We start from the raw sequence: 20,974 nt of genomic DNA, 5'->3' as shown, positions 1-20,974 counted from the left end.
ACTGCGTCAGTCCCGGTATCCGACCTGCCCGGAAGCACTCTCACCCTCGGTGCCGAGGACCTCATGGAGATGGCCGAGCAGATGCCGCAGCGACCGTGAGAGTTCAGTGCGCTCCCGCTGCGGCAACCCGGCGAGCAGCGCATCCTCATGTCGGAGCACCGCCTCGACGAGTTCGTCGCTGATCTGCAAGCCGCGGTCGGTGAGCTCGATCTCCGCCACCTTCCTCCCCGGTGGAGTCACCCGCCGCACGAGTCCCTGCGCCACTGCCCTGTCGACTCTCTGGGTGATCGCCCCTTTCGTGATGAGCGACGCCTTCGCCAGGTCACCGCTCGACATCCGATACGGCTCTCCGCCGCGCCGCAGCGTCGAGAGCAGATCCAGGGTCGCCGGATCCGCCCCGTGGCGGCGCAGCAGCCGATTCCTGTCGTCGCCGAGCAGTTTCGACGCATGCCAGATCCGCGTGACGATGCCGATCGAGTCGACTGGAAGATCGGGGCGTTCACGTGCACAAGCGCCGGCGATCCGGTCGGCGCCTCAGCGTTCTCAAGTCGACCGCGCATGACATCGGCGGCGACGTCACGCCCGTGTCGGTCGACGCTGTGGATCCCCACCAGGTCGAACGATTCGCCGAACAGATCAGCTCCGTCGACGTGCTCGCCAACAATGCCGGTGGGAACATCGACTTCGGCCGCACCGCACCGGCGGATCTCACCGAGATCGCAGCGGCATGGCGCGCCAACCTCGACGCCAATCTCCTCAGTGCGGTCCTCATGACGACCGCCCTGCTGCCGAAGTTCCGCGACCACGGCCGCATCGCCTCGCTCGGATCGATCGCCGCCGACAAGGGTTCCGGATCCTACGGCGCCGCCAAAGCCGGAATCGCGTCGTGGAACATCGGCCTGGCCCGCGACGTCGGCGCCCGCGGGATGACGGCCAACGTCGTCGCTCCCGGTTACATCGCCGAGACCGATTTCTTCGGTGACGCCCTGACCGACGAGCGGCGGCGCTCACTCATCGATGCGGCGATGACGAAGCGTGCCGGCGCCCCAGCGGACATCGCAGAGACCGTGTGGTTCCTCGCCTCTCCCGGCGCCGGCCAGATCACCGGGCAGACGTTCGCCGTCAACGGCGGCGAGCAGCCGACGCGCTGACCCCCGGGCAGGGCACCCGTCAGCCGAGGCCGGAGTAGGAGTGCAGGCCGTTGAAGTAGACGTTGACGACGGTGAAGTTGAAGAACACCGTCGCGATGCCGATGAGGTTGAGCACGGCCACCTTCGTCGGGCCCCACCCGCGGGTCGCCCGCGCGTGGAGGTACGCGGCGTAGACGACCCAGACGACGAACGTCCAGATCTCCTTCGTGTCCCAGCCCCAGTAGCGGCTCCAGGCCACCTCGGCCCAGATCGCGCCGGCGATGAGGGTGAACGTCCACGTGATGAAGCCGACGGCCGCGATCGTGTAGGAGAACCGCTCGAGCTCGGTGCTCGAGGGCAGACGGCGCATGAACCGCAGCCACTTCGGGTCCTTCGACTCGCTGACGGTCTTGAGGATCTGGAACACCGCGAGGATCGCCGAGATCGACAGCAGCGCCGTCGAGAGGATCGCGATCGGCACATGGATGGCGATCCAGTACGAATCGAGGGCGGGAATGAGCTGGGCGGCCGGAGTGTAGAAGACCGTGATCGCCAGACCCAGGCACAGCAGGACGCCGCCGGAGACGAACGTGCCGAGGTAGCGGATGTCCTTGCGGGTGAGCACGATGAGGTAGACGAGGACGGTGATCGCCGTGGCGGTGAGGACGTACTCCATCATGTTGCCCCACGGCACGCGCATCACCGACAGAGTGCGGGTGATGACCGAGCCGATGTGGAGGACGACGGCGAGCACGATGAGCGCCGTGCCGATGCGCGCCGCGCGGCGCCTCTTGGCATCCGAGGCCGACAATTCTCCGCCGACTCCGCTGTCTCCGGCCTCATCGCCGGCACCGGGACGGTCGAGGAGCGCCGTCGCGGTCTTCCGGTTGGTGCGGCGCACCGTGCTCGGCTTCGCGCCGGCCGCCACCGCATCGGACTTCGACTTCTTCAGCTCCCGACCCCCGAAGAGGTCGAAGGCCGAGAAGATCATCGCGACCGCGTAGACGATCATCGCGGAGACGATGAGCTGATTCGACCACATCGCCAGGTCGGTGTTGACGTCCATGTATCCTCCGCACCGTGAGGGTGCTCAATTCCTTGCGTCAGTGAATCTGCGGGCCCGTCTCAGGCGCACGTCCCCGATTCTACTCCGTGTAGTACCCCAGTTTGAAGCCACCGAGACCAAGCGGGCCGGACGCCTCTGCACTGCGGTCGCTCAATCCTTCTTGTCCGTGTCCTCGGCGTTCTCACTGCCGAGATCCTTCGCGAGTTCCCTCGCCGCGCGCTCGACCATCGGATCCTCACCGCGGGCGAGGGCCGCCACCTCGACCTCGCCGTCCTTGACCCGCACCCACACGCGCCGGCGCGGGATGAACAGGGACAGGCCGAGTCCGAGGAGGACGAGCACGGAGCTGACGAACATGAGCAGCTGCGTGGGATCCTGCGAGATGTCGACGGCGATGAACCGCTTGACCCCGTCGAAGGTCACCGAACCGCCGTTGGGCAGCTCCTGGGTCTCCCCCGGCACGAGCTGGATGACGAGCGGGTTGCCTGCGGCATCCGTCATCTCCGTCATGTTCGAGGCGTCGAGGGTGTAGACCGACTGCGGCTCCCCCGAGTCGAGTCCGAGGTCACCGGTGTACCCGCTCATCACGAGGTAGGGGTTGCGCAGCTCGGCGAAGTTCGACACGAGGTCGCCCTGCTCGTTCTGCGTGGCCGTCGGCAGCAGCACCCCGACGAAGCCCATCTGCGTGCCCGCGGCGTCGGGCACCTTGATGGCGCCCTCGGACGTGTAGCCGGGGTCCCCGTTCGCGGGGATGAAGACCTGCGGCCCCGACCTGACGACCTTGCCCGTCGCATCCCGCACCGTCACCTCGGGGGCGTACCCGTTGCCGGTGAGGTAGACGCCGGTGTCGGCGACGCGGATGGGCTCGTTGACCTTGAGCTGCTCGGTCTTCTCCACCCCGTCGGCCGTGGTCGTCACCGTGGCTTCGAAGGTCCGCGGCTGACCGAACTGGTTGCCCGGCGCGGCATCGTCGAAGCTCGAGGTGAACTGGTCGAGGGTGAGGCGGAACTCCGGCAGGTTGTCCGGGTTGTAGTACGTGCCCGGGTCGAACGAATCGTAGGCGACGAGCGAGTTCGTGAACGTGTCCCCTTCGACGAGGATGCGCTGCCCCTCGTAGCCGAAGAGCGAGCCGATCGAGATCGTCAGCGTCGTCATGAGGATCGCGATGTGGAAGACGAGGTTGCCGGTCTCGCGCAGGTAGCCCCGTTCGGCCGCGACATGGTCGCCGTGGCGCGAGGTGCGGTACCCGAGCTTCTTCAGGCGGGCCTGCGCGGCGTCGAGGAACTCCTCATCGTCTAGCACCCCGTCCTTGACCTCCGCCGAGGTGAACGCCACGTAGCCGGGCATCCGCCCCAGCCGCCTCGGCGCCTTGGGCGGGGCCGAGCGCATCGCCTTCCAATGCTGAGCGGTGCGCGGGACGATGCACCCGACGAGCGAGATCATGAGGAGGAGGTAGACCGCGGAGAACCAGATCGACGAGTACACGTCGAACATCCCGATCGCGTCGAGGAAGGATCCCCACGCGCCGTTCTCCTCGAGGAACGTGTTGACGCGGGCCGGATCCTGGATCCGCTGCGGCAGCAGGGAGCCGGGGATCGAGGCGAGCGCGAGGACGAGGAGGAGGATGAGGGCCACCCGCATCGTCGTCAGCTGCCGCCACGCCCACCGGCACATGCCGAGGAACCCGAGCTGCGGCTGCGTCACCTCCGACCGGTCGGCCTTGCCCGATCCCTTCGCCGAGGCGGCCCCGGCCTTCGCGCGGCCCGTGGCCGGCTGCTCCCGGCGCGGCTGCTCCTCGGCTGCGCCCGAGGTGTCGGTGACGGACTCCGGGGCCGCGTCCGTCGTGTTGCCAGCAGTCTTGTCTGCCACTAGATCACCACTTCAAATCCGGAGATGAGACCCTGCAGCGAGTTCATCCACTGGTTCCACAGTCCGATGGCCATGACGAAGCCGAGTGCGATGAGCATGACTCCGCCGATGCGGACGATCGTCGTCTGGTGCTCGCGCACCCAGTTCAGCCGACCGGCACCCTTGTGGATGGCGATCGCCAGGAGGATGAAGGGAATGCCGAGTCCGAGGCAGTAGACGAAGGCGAGGAACGCGCCCCGCCACAGGGTGCCGTCGGAGCCGAAGCTCAGCGACATCGTCAGCACCGCGGACAGGGTGGGGCCCACGCAGGGGGCCCAGCCGATGGCGAACGTCGCCCCGAGCACGGGAGCACCCCACAGTCCCGCCTTGGGCCGGGCGTGGATGCGCCGTTCCTTCTGGAGGAAGCCGAACGCGCCCATGAACACGAGTCCGGCGATCATCACCCCGACACCGAGGATGCGGATGAGGATGTCCTGGAACTGGGAGAACATCGCCCCGAGGGCGGAGAAGCCCGTGCCGAGGATGACGAAGACGACGGTGAAGCCGAGCACGAAGAGCGTGATGCCCGTGATCACCCGCCACGTCGCCTTGTCACGCAGCGACGAGCCGCTCAGCCCCGTGACGTAGCCGACGTAGCCGGGCACGAGCGGCAGCACGCACGGGGAGACGAAGGAGACGAGCCCGGCGAGTGCCGCGGCCCCGGCTGCGAGCAGGAGGGGACCACTGAGCACCGCCTGGGCGAACTCCGCCCCGATGCCGCTCACTCCGCCTGCACGTCCTCGATGAGTCCCTGCAGGGTCGACTTGTCGACGGCGCCGACGACACGGGCCGCGGCCCGGCCCTGCGCGTCGAGGATGACGGTCGAGGGCGTCGCCTGCGGGGGCAGGACGCCCGAGAGCAGGGCGACCATGTTGCCGTTCGTGTCGAGCATGTTCGGGTAGGGGATCTGGTAGTTCGAGATGAAGGCGTTGGCCTCCGCCGCCTGGTCACGGACGTTGACGCCGATGAACTGGGCGGAGTCGCCGAACTCCTCGGAGACCTCCTTGAGGTCGGGGGCCTCGACGCGGCACGGCGGGCACGCCGCATACCAGAGGTTGATGACGACCGGGGTCGGTCGCATGTCGGCGAGCGAGAGCTGCGAGCCGTCGAGGGTCTCGAAGGTCAGGTCGAGGGGTTCGCCGCGATCCTTGACCGCGACCTGGGAGACGACGCCGGAACCCGAGACGTAGCCCTGGTCGGAGCCCGCCTGTGCGGCGAGCTCATCGTTCTGGGTGCATGCGCTGAGGACGACTGCCGTGCCGGCGATGATGCCCGTGAGGACCGCCCGGCGACCGTACTGTCCGTTGCCGCCGATCATGCTCCCGCCACCGCGTGGCCCGGCTGCAGATCCGCGCAGAGATTCTCATAGCTCACGGACACCAGTGTGGACTTCTCAAATGTGAAACTCGTGACAGACGCGAGCGCGCACTCCCGTTTGCGCGGGTCATGGGCCAGCGGTCGCCCTTCGCCGGCCAGGCGCGCCATCCAGATCGGCAGCTGGTGGGAGACGATGACGCCGCTCGCCTCGGGCCCATGACCCTCGAGGCGGGCGCGCAGGCTCGCCATCGCCGCCTGCGTGCGCAGGGCGATCTGGCGGTACGGCTCACCCCACGAGGGCACCAGCGGGTTGTAGAGGCGCACGAGGTTCCGCGGCTGCGCGAGCGTGCGGGCGTTCATCGTCTGCCCTTCGAAGGAGTTCGCCGCCTCGATGACGCGGTCGTCGGTGAAGACGGGCATGTCGAGGTTCTCCGCCAGGGGCGCGATCGTCTGCTGCGCGCGCAGCAGCGGTGAGGCCACGAGCGCGTCGGGCGCATTGTCCTCCTGCGCGAAGTGCTCGCCGACCCGGCGGGCCATCTCATGCCCGCGCTCGGTCAGCCCGAAGCCGGGGATCCGACCGTAGAGGATGCCCTCGGGGTTGTCGACTTCGCCGTGGCGGACGAGGTGGATCGTGGTCATCGGCTCGGCTCTCCGTTCGCATCGGGGACGGCGGCAGCGGCCTTCGCAGCCGCCGGCAGCGCTGCGATGATCCGCTCGAGGATCTCATCGGTGTGGGCGTAGGAGAGGAACCACGCCTCGAATGCGCTCGGCGGCATGTGGATGCCTGAGTCGAGCATCGAATTGAAGAACGCGGAGTACCGGTCGACGTTCTGCGCGCGGGCATCGTCGTAGTCGACGACCTCGCCGTCGGTGAAGAAGACGGAGAACATCGAGTTCGCCGACTGGATCGTGTGCGCGACCCCTTCGGCCTCGAGCGCCGAGGCGACGGCGGGCCGGAGGATGTCCGCTGCCCGACCGAGGTGCGAGTAGACGTCGAGCTCGGTCGTGAGCTTGAGCGTGGCGAGTCCCGCGGCGGTGGCGACGGGATTGCCCGAGAGCGTGCCCGCCTGGTAGACGGGTCCGGCGGGGGCGAGGTGGGCCATGACATCGGCGCGACCGCCGAACGCCGCGGCCGGGAATCCGCCGCCCATGACCTTGCCGAAGGTGAAGAGATCGGCGGGCCCGTGCGGGTAGCCCAGGGTCTCCGACTCGTAGCCGTACCAGCCGGCGGCGGAGACGCGGAAGCCGGTCATCACCTCGTCGCTGATCATCAGCGCCCCGTGGGCCTTCGTGAGTTCGCGGATCGTGTTCGTGAAGCCGTTGCGCGGGGGCACGACCCCCATGTTGCCGGGGCTCGCCTCGGTGATGACGCAGGCGATCGACTCGCCGTGCTCGGCGAAGACCGCCCGCAGCGCCTCAGCGTCGTTGTAGGCGACGACGATCGTGTCCTCGGCCTGCGCCCCGGTGACCCCCGGGGTGTCGGGCAGGGAGAACGTCGCGAGCCCCGAACCGGCCTGGGCGAGCAGGGAGTCGACGTGACCGTGGTAGTTCCCGGCGAACTTCACGACCTTGTTCCGGCCGGTGTAGCCGCGGGCGAGGCGGATCGCGCTCATCGTCGCCTCGGTGCCCGACGAGACGAGGCGCACCTCGTCGACGGGGTCGATGCGGGAGACGATCTCCTCGGCGAGTTCGACCTCGCCGACCGACGGGGTGCCGAACGAGAAGCCCTTGACCGCGGCCTCCTGGACGGCGGCGACGACCTCGGGGCGGGAGTGGCCCATGATCATCGGACCCCACGACCCGATGAGGTCGATGTAGTCGTTGCCGTCGGCGTCGCGCAGCCACGCTCCGGTCGCCGAGGTGATGAAGCGCGGGGTTCCGCCGACCGCCCGGAACGCCCTGACCGGGGAGTTGACTCCGCCGGGGATGACGCGCTCCGCCCGTGCGAAGAGGGCGGCCGAGTTCTGGGTGGGTGAGGCGTCGGTCATGAGTTCTCCTTCGCGGTGAGGTGGCGGGCGACCTTGCCGAATGCGACGCCGAGCGTCGCCATCTCCTCAGGGGTGAGGAGGTCGACGAGGTTGCTGCGCACGCTCTCGACATGGGTGGGGGCGGCGGCGACGAGGAGGTCCCAGCCGGCGTCGGTCATCGCACAGTTGACGCCGCGGCCGTCCTCGGGGATCGGGCAGCGCGACAGCAGGCCCTTCTTCTCCATCCGGGCGACGCTGTGGGTCAGGCGCGAACGCGACATCGTCGTGTCCGAGGCAAGCAGGGCCATGCGCATCGATCGTCCCTCGTGTTCGCTCAGCCTCACGAGGATCTCGTATTCGGGCAGGCCGATGCCGAAGTTCTCCCGCAGATCGGCCTCGAGCTTCGCCCCGAGCAGGGAGCTGCCGGTGAGGTAGGAGCGCCAGGCGCGCTGGTCCGGCGGGGACAGCCAACGGGTCTCGCTCATCGCCGACCTCCGCTCAGCCACCGGCTGACCTCGGTCGCCCAGTACGTGAGGATCGCATCGGCGCCGGCCCGCTTGAACGCGATGAGGGACTCCTCGATCGCGCGGTCGCGGTCGATGGCCCCGGCGGCGGCCGCGAACTCGATCATCGCGTACTCCCCCGACACCTGGTACGTCCACACGGGCACCGGGGACTCCGCGGCCACCTCGGCGAGGACGTCGAGGTAGGGCAGGCCGGGTTTGACCATGACGATGTCGGCGCCCTCGGCGAGGTCGAGGTCGAGCTCGTGCATCGCCTCGCGTCCGTTCGCCGGATCCTGCTGGTAGGTCTTGCGGTCCCCGACGAGCTCGGAGTCGACGGCTTCGCGGAAAGGTCCGTAGAACGCCGAGGCGTACTTCGCGGTGTAGCCCATGACGACGACGTCGGTGAAGCCGTGGTCGTCGAGCGCCTCCCGGCACACGCCGACCTGTCCGTCCATCATGCCTGAGAGCCCGAGGACGTGGGCACCGGCGCGGGCCTGCGCGACGGCCATCGAAGCGTAGCGTTCGAGCGTCGCATCGTTGTCGACGCGGCCGGCCTCGTCGAGCACGCCGCAGTGGCCGTGCGAGGTGAACTCGTCGAGGCAGAGGTCGGCCATGATGACGGTGTCGTCGCCGAACTCGTCGCGCAGCATCCGCAGCGCCCGGTTGAGGATGCCCTCGGGGTCATCGGCGGCCGAGCCGCGTTCGTCGCGGACGGTGGGGATGCCGAAGAGCATGAGTCCCCCGACGCCGGCGTCGACGGCCTCGCGGGCGGCCTCCCGCAGCGACGTCAGCGTGTGCTGGACGACGCCGGGCATCCCGGTCAGCGGCGCGGGCTCCTCCAGCGACTCCTTGACGAACATCGGCAGGATGAGGTCGGCGGGGGTGAGGTGGACCTCGGAGACGAGGCGGCGGAGGGCCGCGGTCGACCGCAGGCGACGGGGACGGACGATGGGAGCCATGTCAGGCCTTCTTTCTGCGACGCTTCTGGCTGGGGCGCACCGGGGTGACCCCGGCGGTCAGGTCTGCCTCGCGCATGCGCGTGGCGTACGCGACGAGACCGTCGATGAGTGAGGTGAGGTTCGCTTCCTCCGCGAGGACGTCGACCCGCAGGCCGTGCTCCTCCGCGGTGTTCGCGGTGGCCGGGCCGATGCAGCAGATCACCGAGGTGGCCGCCGGCTTCCCGGCGATCCCGACGAGGTTGCGCACCGTCGAGGACGAGGTGAAGAGGAACGCGTCGAAGTCACCGGCCTTGATCGCCTCGCGGATCGGCGCCGGCGGCGGGGAGGCGCGCACGGTGCGGTAGGCGGTGACGTCGTCGACGTCCCAGCCCTTCTCGAGCAGCCCGGCCACGAGCACCTCGGTGGCGATGTCGGCACGCGGCAGGAGGACGGTGTTCATCGGGTCGATGTCGTCGACGTAGTCCGGCCACGCCGCGGCCAGACCCCGGGCCGAGTGCTCGCCGTCGGGGATGAGGTCGGGGGTGATGCCCCAGTCGGTCAGCGCCGCGGCGGTGCGACCGCCGACCGCGGCGACCTTGACCCCGGACAGGGACCGCGCGTCGAGGCCGAAGTCCTCGAACCACATGCGCACGGCGCGCACCGCGTTGACGGAGGTGAAGCCCACCCATTCGTAGGAGCCGTCGACGAGTCCGCGGATCGCCTTCTCCATCTGCGTCGGCGTGCGCGGAGGCTGCACGGCGATCGTCGGGACGACGGTGCCGACGGCGCCGAGTTCGGCGAGCGCCTCGGCCGTCGACGTGCCCTGCTCCTTCGTCCGGGGGATGAGCACCTGCCAGCCGAAGAGCGGCTTCGTCTCGAACCACGCGAGCTCGCCGCGGGAGTCGACGCCCTGGCCCATGATGACGACGAGGCGGTCCCCGGCATTGCGGCACAGCCCCGGGGCCTGCCCGAGGGTGGTCTCGACGCTCGTCTGCTCGGTCGTCGAGATGCCCCAGCCCAGCAGCACCTTCGTCTCCGCGTCCCAGCCGTCGTCGAGCAGGGCCCGGAAGGCCTCCTCGACCTGCGCGGCGGTGCCGGTGAGCACGTGCGTGGTGTTGCGGTGCTTGGAGACGTCGACGTGGGTCTGCGGGCCGGCTTCGATGAAGCGCACCGAGCGGACCCGGTTCGTCGTCAGCGCGGTGCCGGTGTAGGCGGCGGTCGCCGCGGAGAGTCCGACCCCGGGCACGATCTCGACGTCGATGCCCGCCTTGCGGCACACCGCCGCCTCGGTGGTCGTCGTCGTGAAGAGCAGACCGTCGTCGGAGCTCAGCCGCACCACGGTCTTGTCGGGGCGGGCGAGCTCGGCGAGCCGGCGGCCGCGGGTCGAGGGCGACTGGCCGAGTTCGGCGGCGTCGATGACCTCGGCGGCCTGCGGGACGTAGGCGGTGACGATCTCGGAGTGGACGTGGGCGTCGTAGACGACGAGCGCGGCGTCGGCGAGGATGTCGGCGCCGCGGGCGGTCATCAGTCCCGCCTCACCGGGACCGGAGCCGATGAAGACGACGCGCGGGCCCACCGGCAGGAGCCGCCGGGGCTGGACCTGGCCGGTGCCCTGAGTCTCGGGCTGCTCGCTCATGACTGTCCTTCGGACCGGGACCGGGCGGCGGCCTTGACCGGGGTGAGGTGGTCGGCGGAGCGCGCGGGATCGATGTCGAGGCGGCGCAGCAGGTCCTCGGCCGCGGCGGTGCCGAGCTCGTCGGCGACCCGGGCGATCTCCTTGCCGGCGATCGGCAGGGCGTGATCGTCGCGGGAGCTGAGATCGGCGTCGTCGATGAGCGGCAGCGGCGCGCTCATGTGGGTGCGGGCGATGGTCCCGTCGTCGTCGGCCATCATCGCCGCGACGACGAGCTGCGTCCCGGTGATCGTCGCCAGGGCTCCGATCGGAGCCGAGCAGCCGGCCTCGGCGCGGGAGAGGATCGCCCGTTCGCACGTCACGGCGAGGTCGGTCGCCTCGTCGTGGAGCCGGCGCAGAGCTGCGCGGATCTCGACGTCGCCGGCCATGAGGGCCTCGTCCTGCGTGTACGGGCTGTCGGCTCCGCGCGTCTCCACCGCGAGCGCCCCCTGACCGGGAGCGGGAAGCATGGTGTCGAAGTCGAGGAGGTCGGTCGCCTCGGCGAGCCGCCCGATCCGACGGACACCGGCGGCGGCGAGGACGACGGCGTCGAGGCGGCCGTCGCGGACGTGGGCGATGCGGGTGTCGACGTTGCCGCGGACCCCGCGCACCTCGATGTCGGGGCGGGCGGCCCGCAGCTGGACGGCGCGGCGCGGCGACCCGGTGCCGACGACGCTGCCGGCGGGCAGCTGGGCGAGGCTGAGGCCGTCACGGCCGATGAGGACGTCGGCGGGATCGACGCGCGGCGGAATGGCCGCGAGCTGGATGCCCGGCTCCGGGGTCGTCGGGAGGTCCTTGAGCGAGTGGACGGCGATGTCGATCTGGCCCTGGTGCAGGGCCTGCCGGACGGCGGAGACGAAGACGCCGGTGCCGCCGAAGCCCGCGAGCGGGGACATGTTGACGTCGCCTTCGGTGACGACCTCGACGATCTCGACGCGCCAGCCGGTCAGGGCCGCGATCTGGTGGGCGATCGCCGTCGACTGCGAGCGGGCGAGCTGGGAGCGCCGGGTGCCCAGACGCACCGTGCGGCCTGTCGGATGCTCGGGTTCGACGACGTCGAGGGTGTGGTCGGCGACCGGCCGGAGACCGTCGGCCTCGATGTGGTCGGGGCTCGCGGCCTTCGCGACCTTCGCCTCCGGGGTCGGCACGGCGTGCGGGGTCTTGATCGTCGGCAGGTCGAAGAGCTGGATGAGCGCCTGCGCGTAGTCGACGTCGGAGTCGGAGACCGCGAGCTCCTTGACCTTGACCGTCGGGGTGTGGATGAGCTTCTCCGCGACCCGGTGGAGGGACTTGCGGACCTCGGCGAAGACCTTGTCGTCGACGTGGTCGCCGATCTTGCGCTGCAGGCGCTCGGTCTCCGCGGCGAGCACGTCCTTGGCGTGGGTGCGCAGCGCGGTGACCGTGGGGGCCACCGCCCGCTCCTTGGCGCCGGACTCGAGCTTCTCCGTCTCCTCGGCGATGATCGCGCGCACCGCTTCGACGGTCTCGACGACCGCCGCGTCGCGCTGGTTCGACGAGGTCGACAGCAGCTTCCGGATGTCGCCGAGTCCGAAGAGGGCGACGTGTTCGAACTCGCGCACGCTCGGATCGATGTCGTGCGGCAGGGCGAGGTCGACGAACGCCTTGTTCGCCGCGCTCTTGGAGTTCTGCGAGAGACCGGCGACGATGTCGTCGCGGGTGACGACGACGCCGCGGGCGCCGGTGGAGGAGACGATGAGGTCGGCGTCGGCGATCTCCTCGGCGAGCGACCGGGGGGTGAGCTCGCGGGCCCGACCGCCCACCTCGGCGATGAGGCGCTCCGCCTTCTCCAGGGTCCGGTTGAGCACCGTGATGTGGTTGACGCCCTCCCGGTGGAGGGTCGCGACGACGAGGCCTGACATCGCGCCGGCGCCGATGACGAGCGCGTTCGCGGCGTGCAGCGGCCCGATGTGGGCCTGGGAGGCTTCGAGGGCGGCGCCGAAGAGGGAGCGGGCGACCTCGTCGAGTCCGGTCTCCGAATGGGCGCGCTTGCCCACCCGCAGGCTCTGCTGCAGGGCGTGGGAGAGGTCGGAGGTCAGCGCTCCGGCGCTCATCGAGTCGGTGAACGTCGAGCGCAGCTGGCCGAGTATCTGGGCTTCGCCGATCGCCATCGAGTCGAGCCCGCACGCGACCTTGAGGAGATGGCCGAGCGCCTGGTTGTCGTAGTGGGCGTAGAAGTGCCCGGCGATGTCCTGCCAGTCGCGTCCGATCGAGGACACGAGCGCGTTGCCGAGGTCGGCGAGTCCCCCGTGGAAGGCGGAGACGTCGGCGATGAGCTCAAGCCGGTTGCACGTCGAGAGGACGGCGAGTCCGTCGACGCTCGCCCCGTCGAGGGCGTCGGTGCGCAGACGGTCGACGTCGTCGGCCCCGAACGCGAGCGCGTCGAGCATGTCGATCGGCGCCGACTGGTGGGAGATGCCGAGAACCAAGAGAGTCAATTGCTGTGCTCCTCCACTGGAGTGGCTGTAGCCGTTTCGAGCGCCGAGTAGTACGCGAGGACCTGGAGCTCACTGGCCAGGTCGACCTGCTGGACCCGCACGGTCTCCGGGGTGTCGAGCACGGTGGGCGCGAAGTTGAGTATGCCGCGGACTCCCGCCTCGGCGGCGATGCGGGCGGCCGCGGGCGCCGCGGAGGCGGGCACGGCCATGACGACGAGGTCGATGGGGTCGGCCCACGTGGCGAGGTCGGCGATCGCGGAGACGGTGAGGTCGCCGATCGTCGTGCCGACCTTGCCCTCGTCGCTGTCGAAGATCGCCGTCAGGCGCAGACCGCGCCGCTGGAAGCCGGCATAGTCGGCCAGGGCCGAGCCGAGGCGGCCGGCGCCGATGATCGCGACGTTCTGCGCCCGGTCGAGACCGAGGAACGATCGCAGGGTCGCGGCGAGGTCCTGCGCCGAGTAGCCGACCCCGCGGCGTCCGGAGCGGCCGAGCTGGGAGAGATCCTTGCGCAGGATCGCGGGAGACACGCCGCTCTGGGCCGCCAGGGTCTCCGAGGAGACGGTGGTCTGGCCGGTCGCGGCGATCGTCTCGACCGCCTGCAGGTAGATCGGGAGTCGAGAGATGACGCGCTCGGGGACGTCCTTGCGAACGACACCCTCGATGCTGCCGGCGGAGAGAATCTCGCTCACGTGAACGTGTCACTCCTTCAATCTGCTCGTGCTGCCTCAGGCCTGCGAACCGGTTGGGCGCCTCAGGCGCCCAGCGCGGTCAGGGCCTGCGACAGCCTGTCCCGGTCGACCCGGTGGAAGCTGTGCTGTCGTCCTTCGAGGAGCACCACGGGAACATCCCAGCCATACTGCGCGGCCAGATCCTCATCGGTGTCGATGTCGATCTCGGTGACGGTGACGTCCCGGCCGGCCACCACCTCGGCGATGGTTGCCTGCGCGGTCGCGCACAGATGGCATCCGGCGCGCGTGAGGAAGGTCAGTCCGACCACGGCACACTCCTGAGTCGAAGGTGACAACAAACCCCGCCGAAATGGGATTCGAGCGGGGGCGTAGGACCGTGCGGTCTTACTTCTTGTTGCGACGCTGGTGACGAGTCTTGCGAAGCAGCTTGCGGTGCTTCTTCTTCGACATACGCTTCCGGCGCTTCTTGATGACTGAGCCCACGCGGGTACCCCTTGTGATCGTCGGTGGAGGTGAACGTCAGCTGCCCACCCTTTGAACTAACCGTGCAATTCTATCGCCCCGGCCCGTTCTTTCCCAAAACTGTGTCGAGATCCACAGCGGGGCCTCAACTGCGCCCGGAAGGGCGCGGATCAGTCGAAGTACGGGTCGAGTCCGAAGAACGGGAAGAGGTTCTTCCGGGTGCCCATGACCGCGCGGTCGAGCTCGGATTCCGGGTCGAAGCCGTGCGACCACGGGGTGAACGTCCCGTCGAAGCCGTCGGTCATCGACAGCGGGGCCTCGCGTCCGGTCTTCGTCTGCGCGTAGTGGGCCCAGCGGCCGGGGATCCGGGCGGCCGGGTCGAGGTCGGCGTTCGCCGCGATCGCGATGAGGTTCGTCCATGCGCGCGGGACGACGTCGATGATCGCGTAGCCCCCTCCCCCGGTCGAGAGCCAGCGGCCCCCGGCGTGCTCCTCGGCCAGGGCACGGACGCGTTCGGTCGCCACCCGCATCCCGTCGACGGACAGGCGCATGTGGGTGAGCGGGTCCATCCGGTGACCGTCGCATCCGTGCTGGGAGACGATGATCTGCGGGGAGAACGCGGCGATGAGCGCGGGCACGGTGCCGTCGAACGCCCGCAGCCAGTCCTCGTCGGTCGTCCGCGGGGGCAGGGCGATGTTCGCCGCCGAGGCGGCCGCCCGCAGTCCCCCGATGTCGGCCGGGTAGCCGGTGCCGGGGAAGAGGTACTTCCCGGACTCGTGGATGGAGATCGTCAGCACGCGCGGGTCGTCCCAGAAGAGCTGCTCGACGCCGTCGCCGTGGTGGGCGTCGAGGTCGATGTAGGCGATGCGCTCGTATCCCGCGTCGAGGAATTCGTTGATCGCCCCGGCGACGTCGTTGTAGACGCAGAACCCGCTGGCCTTGTCGGCCATCGCGTGGTGCATGCCGCCGGAGAAGTTCACCGCGCGCCGGTAGTCGCCGGAGACGATCGCGCGGGCGGCGTCGACGGAGCCCTGGAAGAGCATCGCCGAGGCGGCGTGCATGTTCTCGAACACGGGGACGTCGTCGGTCCCCAGGCCGTGGCGCTCGGCGACCTCGGGGTCGGCGCCGGCGGGGCTGCCGGCGGCCTTGACCGCGGCGATGTAGTCGTCGTCGTGGACGCGGGACAGGGCCGCCTCGTCGAGGTCGCCGATCGGGTTGACGTGGACGCGGGGGGCGTCGAAGAGCTCGAAGTCGATCGCGAGCTTCGCGGTGAGGTCGAGCCTCAGGGGGTGCATGGGATGGCTGGGACCGAAGTTGTACCCGGTCACCGCCTCGTCCCAGACGACATAGACATCGCTATCGGCCATGGGCCAATGCTATATGGCGCGGCTCACTTCCGGAGATTCGCCCCGGTCCGTCCTACCATGGAGGTTGTGTCCATGAATTCTCCGCAGCGCCTCGACCGATTTCTGCGTCCGGGGCGCTGGGTCCGCGACTTCGTCGATGACATCGCCGTCGCCTCGCCGGCCCGCCTGGCGATCGTCTCGTTCATCGCCGTCGTGGCAGTCTTCGCCCTCCTCCTCATGCTCCCGGCGAGCATGCGCGAACCCGGGTCGGTCTCGACCTCGGAGCACATCGCCAACGCGATCTTCGTCGCCGTCTCCGCCGTCTGCGTGACCGGACTGACCCCGGTCGTCACCGAGGACTACTGGTCGGACTTCGGCATCTCCGTCATCACCGCCGGCATCCAGGTCGGCGGTCTCGGCATCCTCACCCTCGCCTCGCTGCTGGGCATGGCGGTCTCGCGGCGGCTGGGCGTCCGGCAGCGCCTCATCGCCCAGCAGGCCACCTCGGCGCTCAATCTGGGTCAGGTCGGCACCCTCCTCAAGACGGTGTTCATCACCATCCTCACCGCCGAGGCGGTGCTCGCCGTCCTCCTCTTCCCCCGCTTCCTCATGCGCGGCGACAGCGTCGGGGACTCGCTGTGGTACTCCGTGTTCTACGCGATCTCGGCGTTCAACAACGCCGGCTTCACGATCCACCCGGGCGGGGCCGCCTACTTCGCGGAGGACCCGTGGATCCTCTCGCTCATCATGATCGGCGTGTTCGTCGGGGCGCTCGGGTTCCCCGTCGTGCTGATGATCGCGATGAACTGGAACAAGCCGAGCAAATGGGACCTGCACACGAAGCTCACGCTGACGACGACGACGATCGTCCTCGCCGTCGGGTTCCTCTTCCTCCTCCTCTTCGAGTCGGCGAATCCGGCGACGCTCGGGGACAAGAACGCCGGCCACACCTTCGTCGAGGTCCTCTTCATGGCGGTGATGCCGCGCTCGGGCGGGTTCGCGACGATGGAGATCGCCGACATGAGCCAGGCCTCGCACCTGCTCATGGACGTCATGATGTTCATCGGCGGCGGGTCGTCGTCGACGGCCGGCGGCATCAAGGTCACGACCGTCGCCGTCCTCTTCCTCGCCGCCTTCGCCGAGGCGCGCGGTCTCGCCGAGGTCAACGTCTTCAACCGCCGGCTGACCGCCTCGACGATCAAACTCTCGATCTCCGTCCTCCTCACCGGCGCCGCGATCGTCTTCGTCGGCACGCTCGTCATGCTCCAGATCACCGATGAGCCGCTCGACCGGGTGCTCTTCGAGGTGATCTCCGCGTTCGGCACCGTGGGCCTGAGCGCCGGAGTGTCCGCCTCGGCGTCGGAACCGGCCCTGTACTGTCTGTCCGTGCTCATGCTCATCGGACGCCTCGGTACGATTACACTGGCCGCAGCCCTGTCGATGCAGGACTCCGTGCGCCTCTACCGCTACCCCGAAGAAAGGCCTGTCGTTGGCTAACGAGAACTCCGCAATCCTCGTCATCGGACTCGGACGCTTCGGATCGGCGACAGCGGTCACGCTCACCCGTCTGGGGCGCGAGGTCATGGCGATCGAGCACAACCCGGAGCTCGTCAAGGACTGGAGCGGGAAGCTCACCCACGTCGTCGAGGCCGATTCGACGAACATCGACGCCCTCCGCCAGGTCGGTGCCGCTGACTTCCAGACCGCGGTCGTCGGCATCGGCACCTCGATCGAGGCGAGCGTGCTGACGACGGCGAACCTCGTCGACCTCGGGGTCTCACAGGTGTGGGCGAAGGCGATCTCACCCGCCCACGGCAAGATCCTCCACCGCATCGGCGCCCACCATGTGCTCTACCCGGAGTCCGATGCCGGCATCCGCGTCGCGCACCTCGTGAGCTCCCGGATGATGGAGTACATCGAATTCGACGAGGGTCACTTCGCGGTCGTGAAGATGCGTCCCCCGCGGGAGATCCAGGGCTTCACCCTCGCCGAGGCGAAGGTCCGCGAGAAGTACGGCGTGACGATCGTCGGCATCAAGAGCCCCGGCCGCGACTTCACCTACGCCGAACCGACGACCCGCGTCGGCAAGCAGGACCTCCTCATCGTCGCCGGCAACGTCGAACTCCTCAGCCGCTTCGCCGGGCGGCCGTAAGGGGCGGGTGCTGCCATCGCCCCACGGCCGTGCCGTGGGATGCCGACTGCACTCAGGCAGGATCGCTACCTGACGGATGATCCGATTCCGATGCCGCCGTCGACGTCGAGTATCACTCCGGTGATGTAGCCCGCTTCTCTCGACGCGAGAAACACCGCCGCGTTCGCGATGTCGGCGGGGTCACCGATGTGGCCCAGCGGAACTCTGCCGACCAGCTTCGTGCGAGCAGCTGCATTCATCGAAGCGAGCATCGGAGTTTCGATGAGACCCGGTGCTATCGCGTTCGCCGTGATCCCACTGCGAGCACCCTCGAGCGCTGCAGTTCGCGTCAACCCGACGATCCCCGCCTTCGCCGCAGCGTAGTTCGCCTGGCCGAAGTTGCCACGCCAGCTCATCGAGGAGAAGGAGACGATGCGCCCGTACCCCCTCTCCTTCATGTGCGGCAGGACAGCCCGAATCCCGTAGAAGGCGCCGGTGAGATTGACGGCGATAACGTCATCCCAAGCTTCGTCACCGATCCTCTCGATGCGCTCGTCGCGGATGATGCCGGCATTGTTGATCAGCACGTCGATGCGGCCCTCGCGGTCGACGACTGCGCCGACCCATGCGTCGATCTCCCGAGACCGGCCGACGTCAAGGCGATGCGACTGTACACGGCCGCCCCCGCGGGTGATTTCGGTCTCGATCTCCTCGAGCGCCTCCGTGTTGCGATCTGCAACGTGGACCGTCGCTCCTTCAGCGGCGAAGCGGCGAGCCATTGCCAGCCCCAAACCCTGAGCTCCACCGGTGACGAGTACGGTCTGGCCGTAATAGCGATGGTTCATGACAGTGGTGTCCTCTCTTTCACACTGACATCACCCCTGGTGGAAGTGAGGTCCGATTGTTGATGACGCAGCATGGGCGGTCCAGCGACAGTTGCGATAGCAGGCACGCCAGCTGTGATGGCACTCAATGGAGGAACCGGCGCAGAGCGGCGGCGACGTCCCGGCTTCGCCAGTGCTCATCGAACATGTCGAGTTCCCGGGTCAGCGCCGTCTCTGTGATTGACCGATCGGGCGTCAGAAGCCTTTTGAAACGGCGTTGGGCGTCAGCAGGAACCTCGCCGAGTTCTTCTGCGGCAGCCAGCGCCTGTCTCCGCAGATCCTCCGCGGGTACAACAGCGGTGATCCATCCAATCGATTCGAGCGCCTCAGCAGGAACGAGTTTCCCGGACAGGGCAAGCATTCGCGCTCTTCCCCAACCGAGACGGTTCTCCATGCGCACACTGGACCCACCTCCGGGCACGAGGTCGCGCTTCACATGACCGTCGCCGATGAGGGTGCCGGTTGCGGCGAACACCATGTCGCAGGCCAGCGCTGCCTCGAATCCCCCGGCAACGGCATGACCGTGGACGGCTGCGACGAAGACCACCGGGCTCGTCTCCATCGCCAGCGTGAGGTCGCAGATCGAACGGAGGAAGGGTCGTGGCGATGCGCCGGTCTCGGCGCACCTGAGCAGGTGCCCCAGATCCGCACCCGCGCAGAAACTCGGTCCCCTGCCTGAGATGACGACGACGCGGGTGCCCGACGTTTCGGCCGTGCCGAGAGCGGCTGCGAGATCGCTGACAAGTGCGGGAGTGAGCGCGTTGCGCGATCGGGGTCGGTTGAGTTCCCAGACCTCTGTTCGCCCGAGCCGCTCAATGATGAGGTCGGTCACTGCTCCTCCTGGTTCTTCGCAGTAAGATCTGACCTATCGTCGTCTCGCAGGCGCTCCCGGAGTGCCGCCCGCTTGACCTTGCCGCTCTCCGTCTTCGGAAGAGCGTCGATGAAATCGATCCGCCGAGGGTATGCGTGCGCGGCATATTCGGCCTTGACCCAGAGCTGAAGATCTCTGACCAGCTGTGCCTCGGCAGAGTAACCCGGCTGGAGAACGATGAACGCGTGCGCAACCTCCCCGCGAACTTCATCGGGGGACGCGACAACGGCGGCTTCGAGGACTGCTTCGTGGGAGAGCAGCGCGGGCTCCACTTCGAACGGTCCGATGCGATATCCGGCCATGAGGATGACGTCGTCATCCCGAGAGGAGAAATGGAGCAAACCCCTGTCATCGATCCGTGCGAGGTCACCAGTGAGATAGTGGCTCCCGTCGGTCGAGAACCGATCGGAATGGACATCGCGGTCGACCCCGTATCCGGTGAACGAGAAGAACGCGCTCGAGTCGACGACGACCGCCAGACGTCCCGTCTCCCCGACCTCAGCGGGCGCCTCGTCATCGAGCCCGAGCACAGTCAGCGACCACCCAGGGAGGCTGCGCCCCATCGAGGCAGGCACAGGATCGACGGCGAGAGCGGGATGGTGTGCGAAGCCGGCGCACATTCCGAGTTCCGTCTGCCCGAAATGATCGTGGACCGGAGCGCCCAGAGACCTGGTCCACTCGAATACCTCAGGTGTGAGCGGCTCGCCGGCACTCGACACTCGACGCAGCAGCGGCAGAGGTCGCGCGGCATCGGACATCCGCATCGCCCGCAAGGCGGTCGGCGCGGTGGCGAAGTCCGTGACACCGAATTCCGCCAAGACCTCCCACGTCTTCGCAGGGTCGAATGGGCCGACCGTCATCAGACTCCGAACACCGGCGATCAGCGGCGCGATGATCGAACAGTAGAGCCCGTATGCCCACCCCGGATCCGCCCCGCACCAGAGGACTCGGTCACGGCCATGCGCGTCGAGGGCGAACTCGAGATATCCCTGCCACCCGGCGGCATAGGATTTGGGATGGACGACTGATTTCGGCTTTCCTGTCGTACCCGATGTGAACATGTGCACGATCGGCGTGTGCGGACCGCCGGGACCGTCATCCGCATGCGCCTCAGCCGTGTCCAGAAGTTCGTCGAGTACAAGCGCGCCATCGGATGCGTCGCATTCGCCGGCGACGATCGTCACCCACCCTCCGTCGGGCACTTTGTTCCGCTGGGCCGTGTCGGTGATCACGACGACCGCTTCGGCGCGTGTCAGTCTGTCGGAGACGGCGCCGGAGGCGAAAGCGGTGAAGAGCGGGACGTAGACCGCTCCGAGGCGCCAGATCGCGAGCATCACCGCGGGAAGATCCGCACTCTTCCCCATCAGACTCGCCACTCGCGAACCAGGCACCACCCCGTGATCCGCGAGCACCGAGGCTATTCGCCGTGACCGCTCGGCCAGCTCCCCATAGGTCAGGTCTGTGCCGACGAGGTCGTCGTCGACGACGGTGAAGGCCACGGACTGCGGGGCGTGGCGATCGCACATCTGCCACGCGGCCGTCAGGACCGGATCGTCGAATTCTGCATTGATCTCCTGCACACGTGCGGTCAGGACGTCATTGTCGGTGATCACTGGAGCTCCTCGGCAGTT

General features: G+C 68.6%; 21 protein-coding genes. 3 read left to right on the top strand and 18 right to left on the bottom strand.

From position 1 onward, the window contains the following. Nucleotides 1–6: 6 nt before the first annotated feature. The gene (locus FFS20_RS08190) at nt 7–381 is read right to left on the bottom strand and encodes a MarR family transcriptional regulator (protein ID WP_349290517.1); all 375 of its coding nucleotides are present in this window, start codon (nt 379–381) and stop codon (nt 7–9) included. Nucleotides 382–482: 101 nt separating this feature from the next. On the opposite strand from FFS20_RS08190, the gene FFS20_RS08185 reads away from it, so the two are divergent. Beyond that, nucleotides 483–1,151, top strand: a complete 669-nt coding sequence (locus FFS20_RS08185; protein ID WP_137825366.1) for an SDR family oxidoreductase — start codon at nt 483–485, stop codon at nt 1,149–1,151. Between the two features lie 19 nt (nt 1,152–1,170). Here FFS20_RS08185 and ccsB read toward each other — a convergent pair whose 3' ends face one another. The 14 genes from ccsB to FFS20_RS08115 form a co-directional block, all read right to left on the bottom strand. Further along, nucleotides 1,171–2,196: a c-type cytochrome biogenesis protein CcsB gene (gene ccsB, locus FFS20_RS08180; protein ID WP_137825365.1), complete on the bottom strand. Its 1,026-nt coding sequence runs from the start codon at nt 2,194–2,196 to the stop codon at nt 1,171–1,173. A gap of 150 nt (nt 2,197–2,346) precedes the next feature. Beyond that, entirely contained in the window at nt 2,347–4,065 is a 1,719-nt protein-coding gene (locus FFS20_RS08175) for a cytochrome c biogenesis protein ResB (RefSeq protein ID WP_249356737.1), read from the bottom strand. Beyond that, nucleotides 4,065–4,820 (bottom strand): cytochrome c biogenesis protein CcdA, encoded by a 756-nt coding sequence (locus FFS20_RS08170; protein WP_137825380.1) that lies wholly within the window; start codon nt 4,818–4,820, stop codon nt 4,065–4,067. The genes FFS20_RS08175 and FFS20_RS08170 overlap by 1 nt, the downstream gene beginning before the upstream one ends. 5 nt (nt 4,821–4,825) lie before the next feature. Then, nucleotides 4,826–5,422 carry a TlpA disulfide reductase family protein gene (locus FFS20_RS08165; protein ID WP_137825364.1) on the bottom strand — a complete coding sequence of 199 codons (597 nt, stop codon included), beginning with the start codon at nt 5,420–5,422 and terminating at the stop codon, nt 4,826–4,828. Further along, complete coding sequence (locus FFS20_RS08160) at nt 5,419–6,060, bottom strand: histidine phosphatase family protein (RefSeq protein WP_137825363.1); 642 nt, start codon at nt 6,058–6,060, stop codon at nt 5,419–5,421. Before FFS20_RS08160 ends, FFS20_RS08165 begins: the two co-directional genes overlap by 4 nt. Continuing rightward, on the bottom strand, nt 6,057–7,409 hold the full coding sequence (gene hemL / locus FFS20_RS08155) for a glutamate-1-semialdehyde 2,1-aminomutase (RefSeq protein WP_137825362.1): 1,353 nt from the start codon (nt 7,407–7,409) through the stop codon (nt 6,057–6,059). Before hemL ends, FFS20_RS08160 begins: the two co-directional genes overlap by 4 nt. After that, entirely contained in the window at nt 7,406–7,873 is a 468-nt protein-coding gene (locus FFS20_RS08150) for a MarR family transcriptional regulator (RefSeq protein WP_137825361.1), read from the bottom strand. The genes hemL and FFS20_RS08150 overlap by 4 nt, the downstream gene beginning before the upstream one ends. Then, complete coding sequence (gene hemB / locus FFS20_RS08145) at nt 7,870–8,853, bottom strand: porphobilinogen synthase (protein ID WP_137825360.1); 984 nt, start codon at nt 8,851–8,853, stop codon at nt 7,870–7,872. Before hemB ends, FFS20_RS08150 begins: the two co-directional genes overlap by 4 nt. 1 nt (nt 8,854) lies before the next feature. Further along, on the bottom strand, nt 8,855–10,468 hold the full coding sequence (locus FFS20_RS08140; protein ID WP_137825359.1) for a uroporphyrinogen-III synthase: 1,614 nt from the start codon (nt 10,466–10,468) through the stop codon (nt 8,855–8,857). Then, nucleotides 10,465–12,960, bottom strand: a complete 2,496-nt coding sequence (gene hemA, locus FFS20_RS08135; protein WP_249356736.1) for a glutamyl-tRNA reductase — start codon at nt 12,958–12,960, stop codon at nt 10,465–10,467. The genes FFS20_RS08140 and hemA overlap by 4 nt, the downstream gene beginning before the upstream one ends. Then, nucleotides 12,957–13,649 carry a redox-sensing transcriptional repressor Rex gene (locus tag FFS20_RS08130; RefSeq protein WP_137825358.1) on the bottom strand — a complete coding sequence of 231 codons (693 nt, stop codon included), beginning with the start codon at nt 13,647–13,649 and terminating at the stop codon, nt 12,957–12,959. Before FFS20_RS08130 ends, hemA begins: the two co-directional genes overlap by 4 nt. 62 nt (nt 13,650–13,711) lie before the next feature. Further along, on the bottom strand, nt 13,712–13,957 hold the full coding sequence (locus FFS20_RS08125; protein ID WP_137825357.1) for a glutaredoxin family protein: 246 nt from the start codon (nt 13,955–13,957) through the stop codon (nt 13,712–13,714). A gap of 76 nt (nt 13,958–14,033) precedes the next feature. Beyond that, nucleotides 14,034–14,132, bottom strand: a complete 99-nt coding sequence (locus tag FFS20_RS08120; protein WP_005504750.1) for an AURKAIP1/COX24 domain-containing protein — start codon at nt 14,130–14,132, stop codon at nt 14,034–14,036. Between the two features lie 149 nt (nt 14,133–14,281). Then, complete coding sequence (locus FFS20_RS08115; protein ID WP_137825356.1) at nt 14,282–15,478, bottom strand: acetoin utilization protein AcuC; 1,197 nt, start codon at nt 15,476–15,478, stop codon at nt 14,282–14,284. 72 nt (nt 15,479–15,550) lie between these two features. On the opposite strand from FFS20_RS08115, the gene FFS20_RS08110 reads away from it, so the two are divergent. After that, nucleotides 15,551–16,954 carry a potassium transporter TrkG gene (locus FFS20_RS08110; RefSeq protein WP_232623861.1) on the top strand — a complete coding sequence of 468 codons (1,404 nt, stop codon included), beginning with the start codon at nt 15,551–15,553 and terminating at the stop codon, nt 16,952–16,954. Beyond that, nucleotides 16,947–17,609, top strand: coding sequence for a TrkA family potassium uptake protein (locus tag FFS20_RS08105; RefSeq protein ID WP_137825354.1), 663 nt, complete (start codon nt 16,947–16,949; stop codon nt 17,607–17,609). The genes FFS20_RS08110 and FFS20_RS08105 overlap by 8 nt, the downstream gene beginning before the upstream one ends. Before the next feature lie 65 nt (nt 17,610–17,674). On the opposite strand, the gene FFS20_RS08100 is transcribed toward FFS20_RS08105, so the two are convergent. The 3 genes from FFS20_RS08100 to FFS20_RS08090 all read right to left on the bottom strand — a co-directional run bounded on the left by FFS20_RS08100 (nt 17,675) and on the right by FFS20_RS08090 (nt 20,956). Continuing rightward, the gene (locus tag FFS20_RS08100) at nt 17,675–18,433 is read right to left on the bottom strand and encodes an SDR family NAD(P)-dependent oxidoreductase (RefSeq protein WP_137825353.1); all 759 of its coding nucleotides are present in this window, start codon (nt 18,431–18,433) and stop codon (nt 17,675–17,677) included. Nucleotides 18,434–18,557: 124 nt separating this feature from the next. Further along, nucleotides 18,558–19,304, bottom strand: a complete 747-nt coding sequence (locus FFS20_RS08095; RefSeq protein ID WP_137825352.1) for an enoyl-CoA hydratase/isomerase family protein — start codon at nt 19,302–19,304, stop codon at nt 18,558–18,560. Next, nucleotides 19,301–20,956, bottom strand: coding sequence for an AMP-binding protein (locus FFS20_RS08090; RefSeq protein ID WP_212743304.1), 1,656 nt, complete (start codon nt 20,954–20,956; stop codon nt 19,301–19,303). Before FFS20_RS08090 ends, FFS20_RS08095 begins: the two co-directional genes overlap by 4 nt. Nucleotides 20,957–20,974: the final 18 nt, after the last annotated feature.

The organism is Brevibacterium sp. 2SA, assembly GCF_005502845.1.
Classification (GTDB): domain Bacteria; phylum Actinomycetota; class Actinomycetes; order Actinomycetales; family Brevibacteriaceae; genus Brevibacterium.
This window is presented reverse-complemented; position numbering and strand designations above follow the sequence as displayed.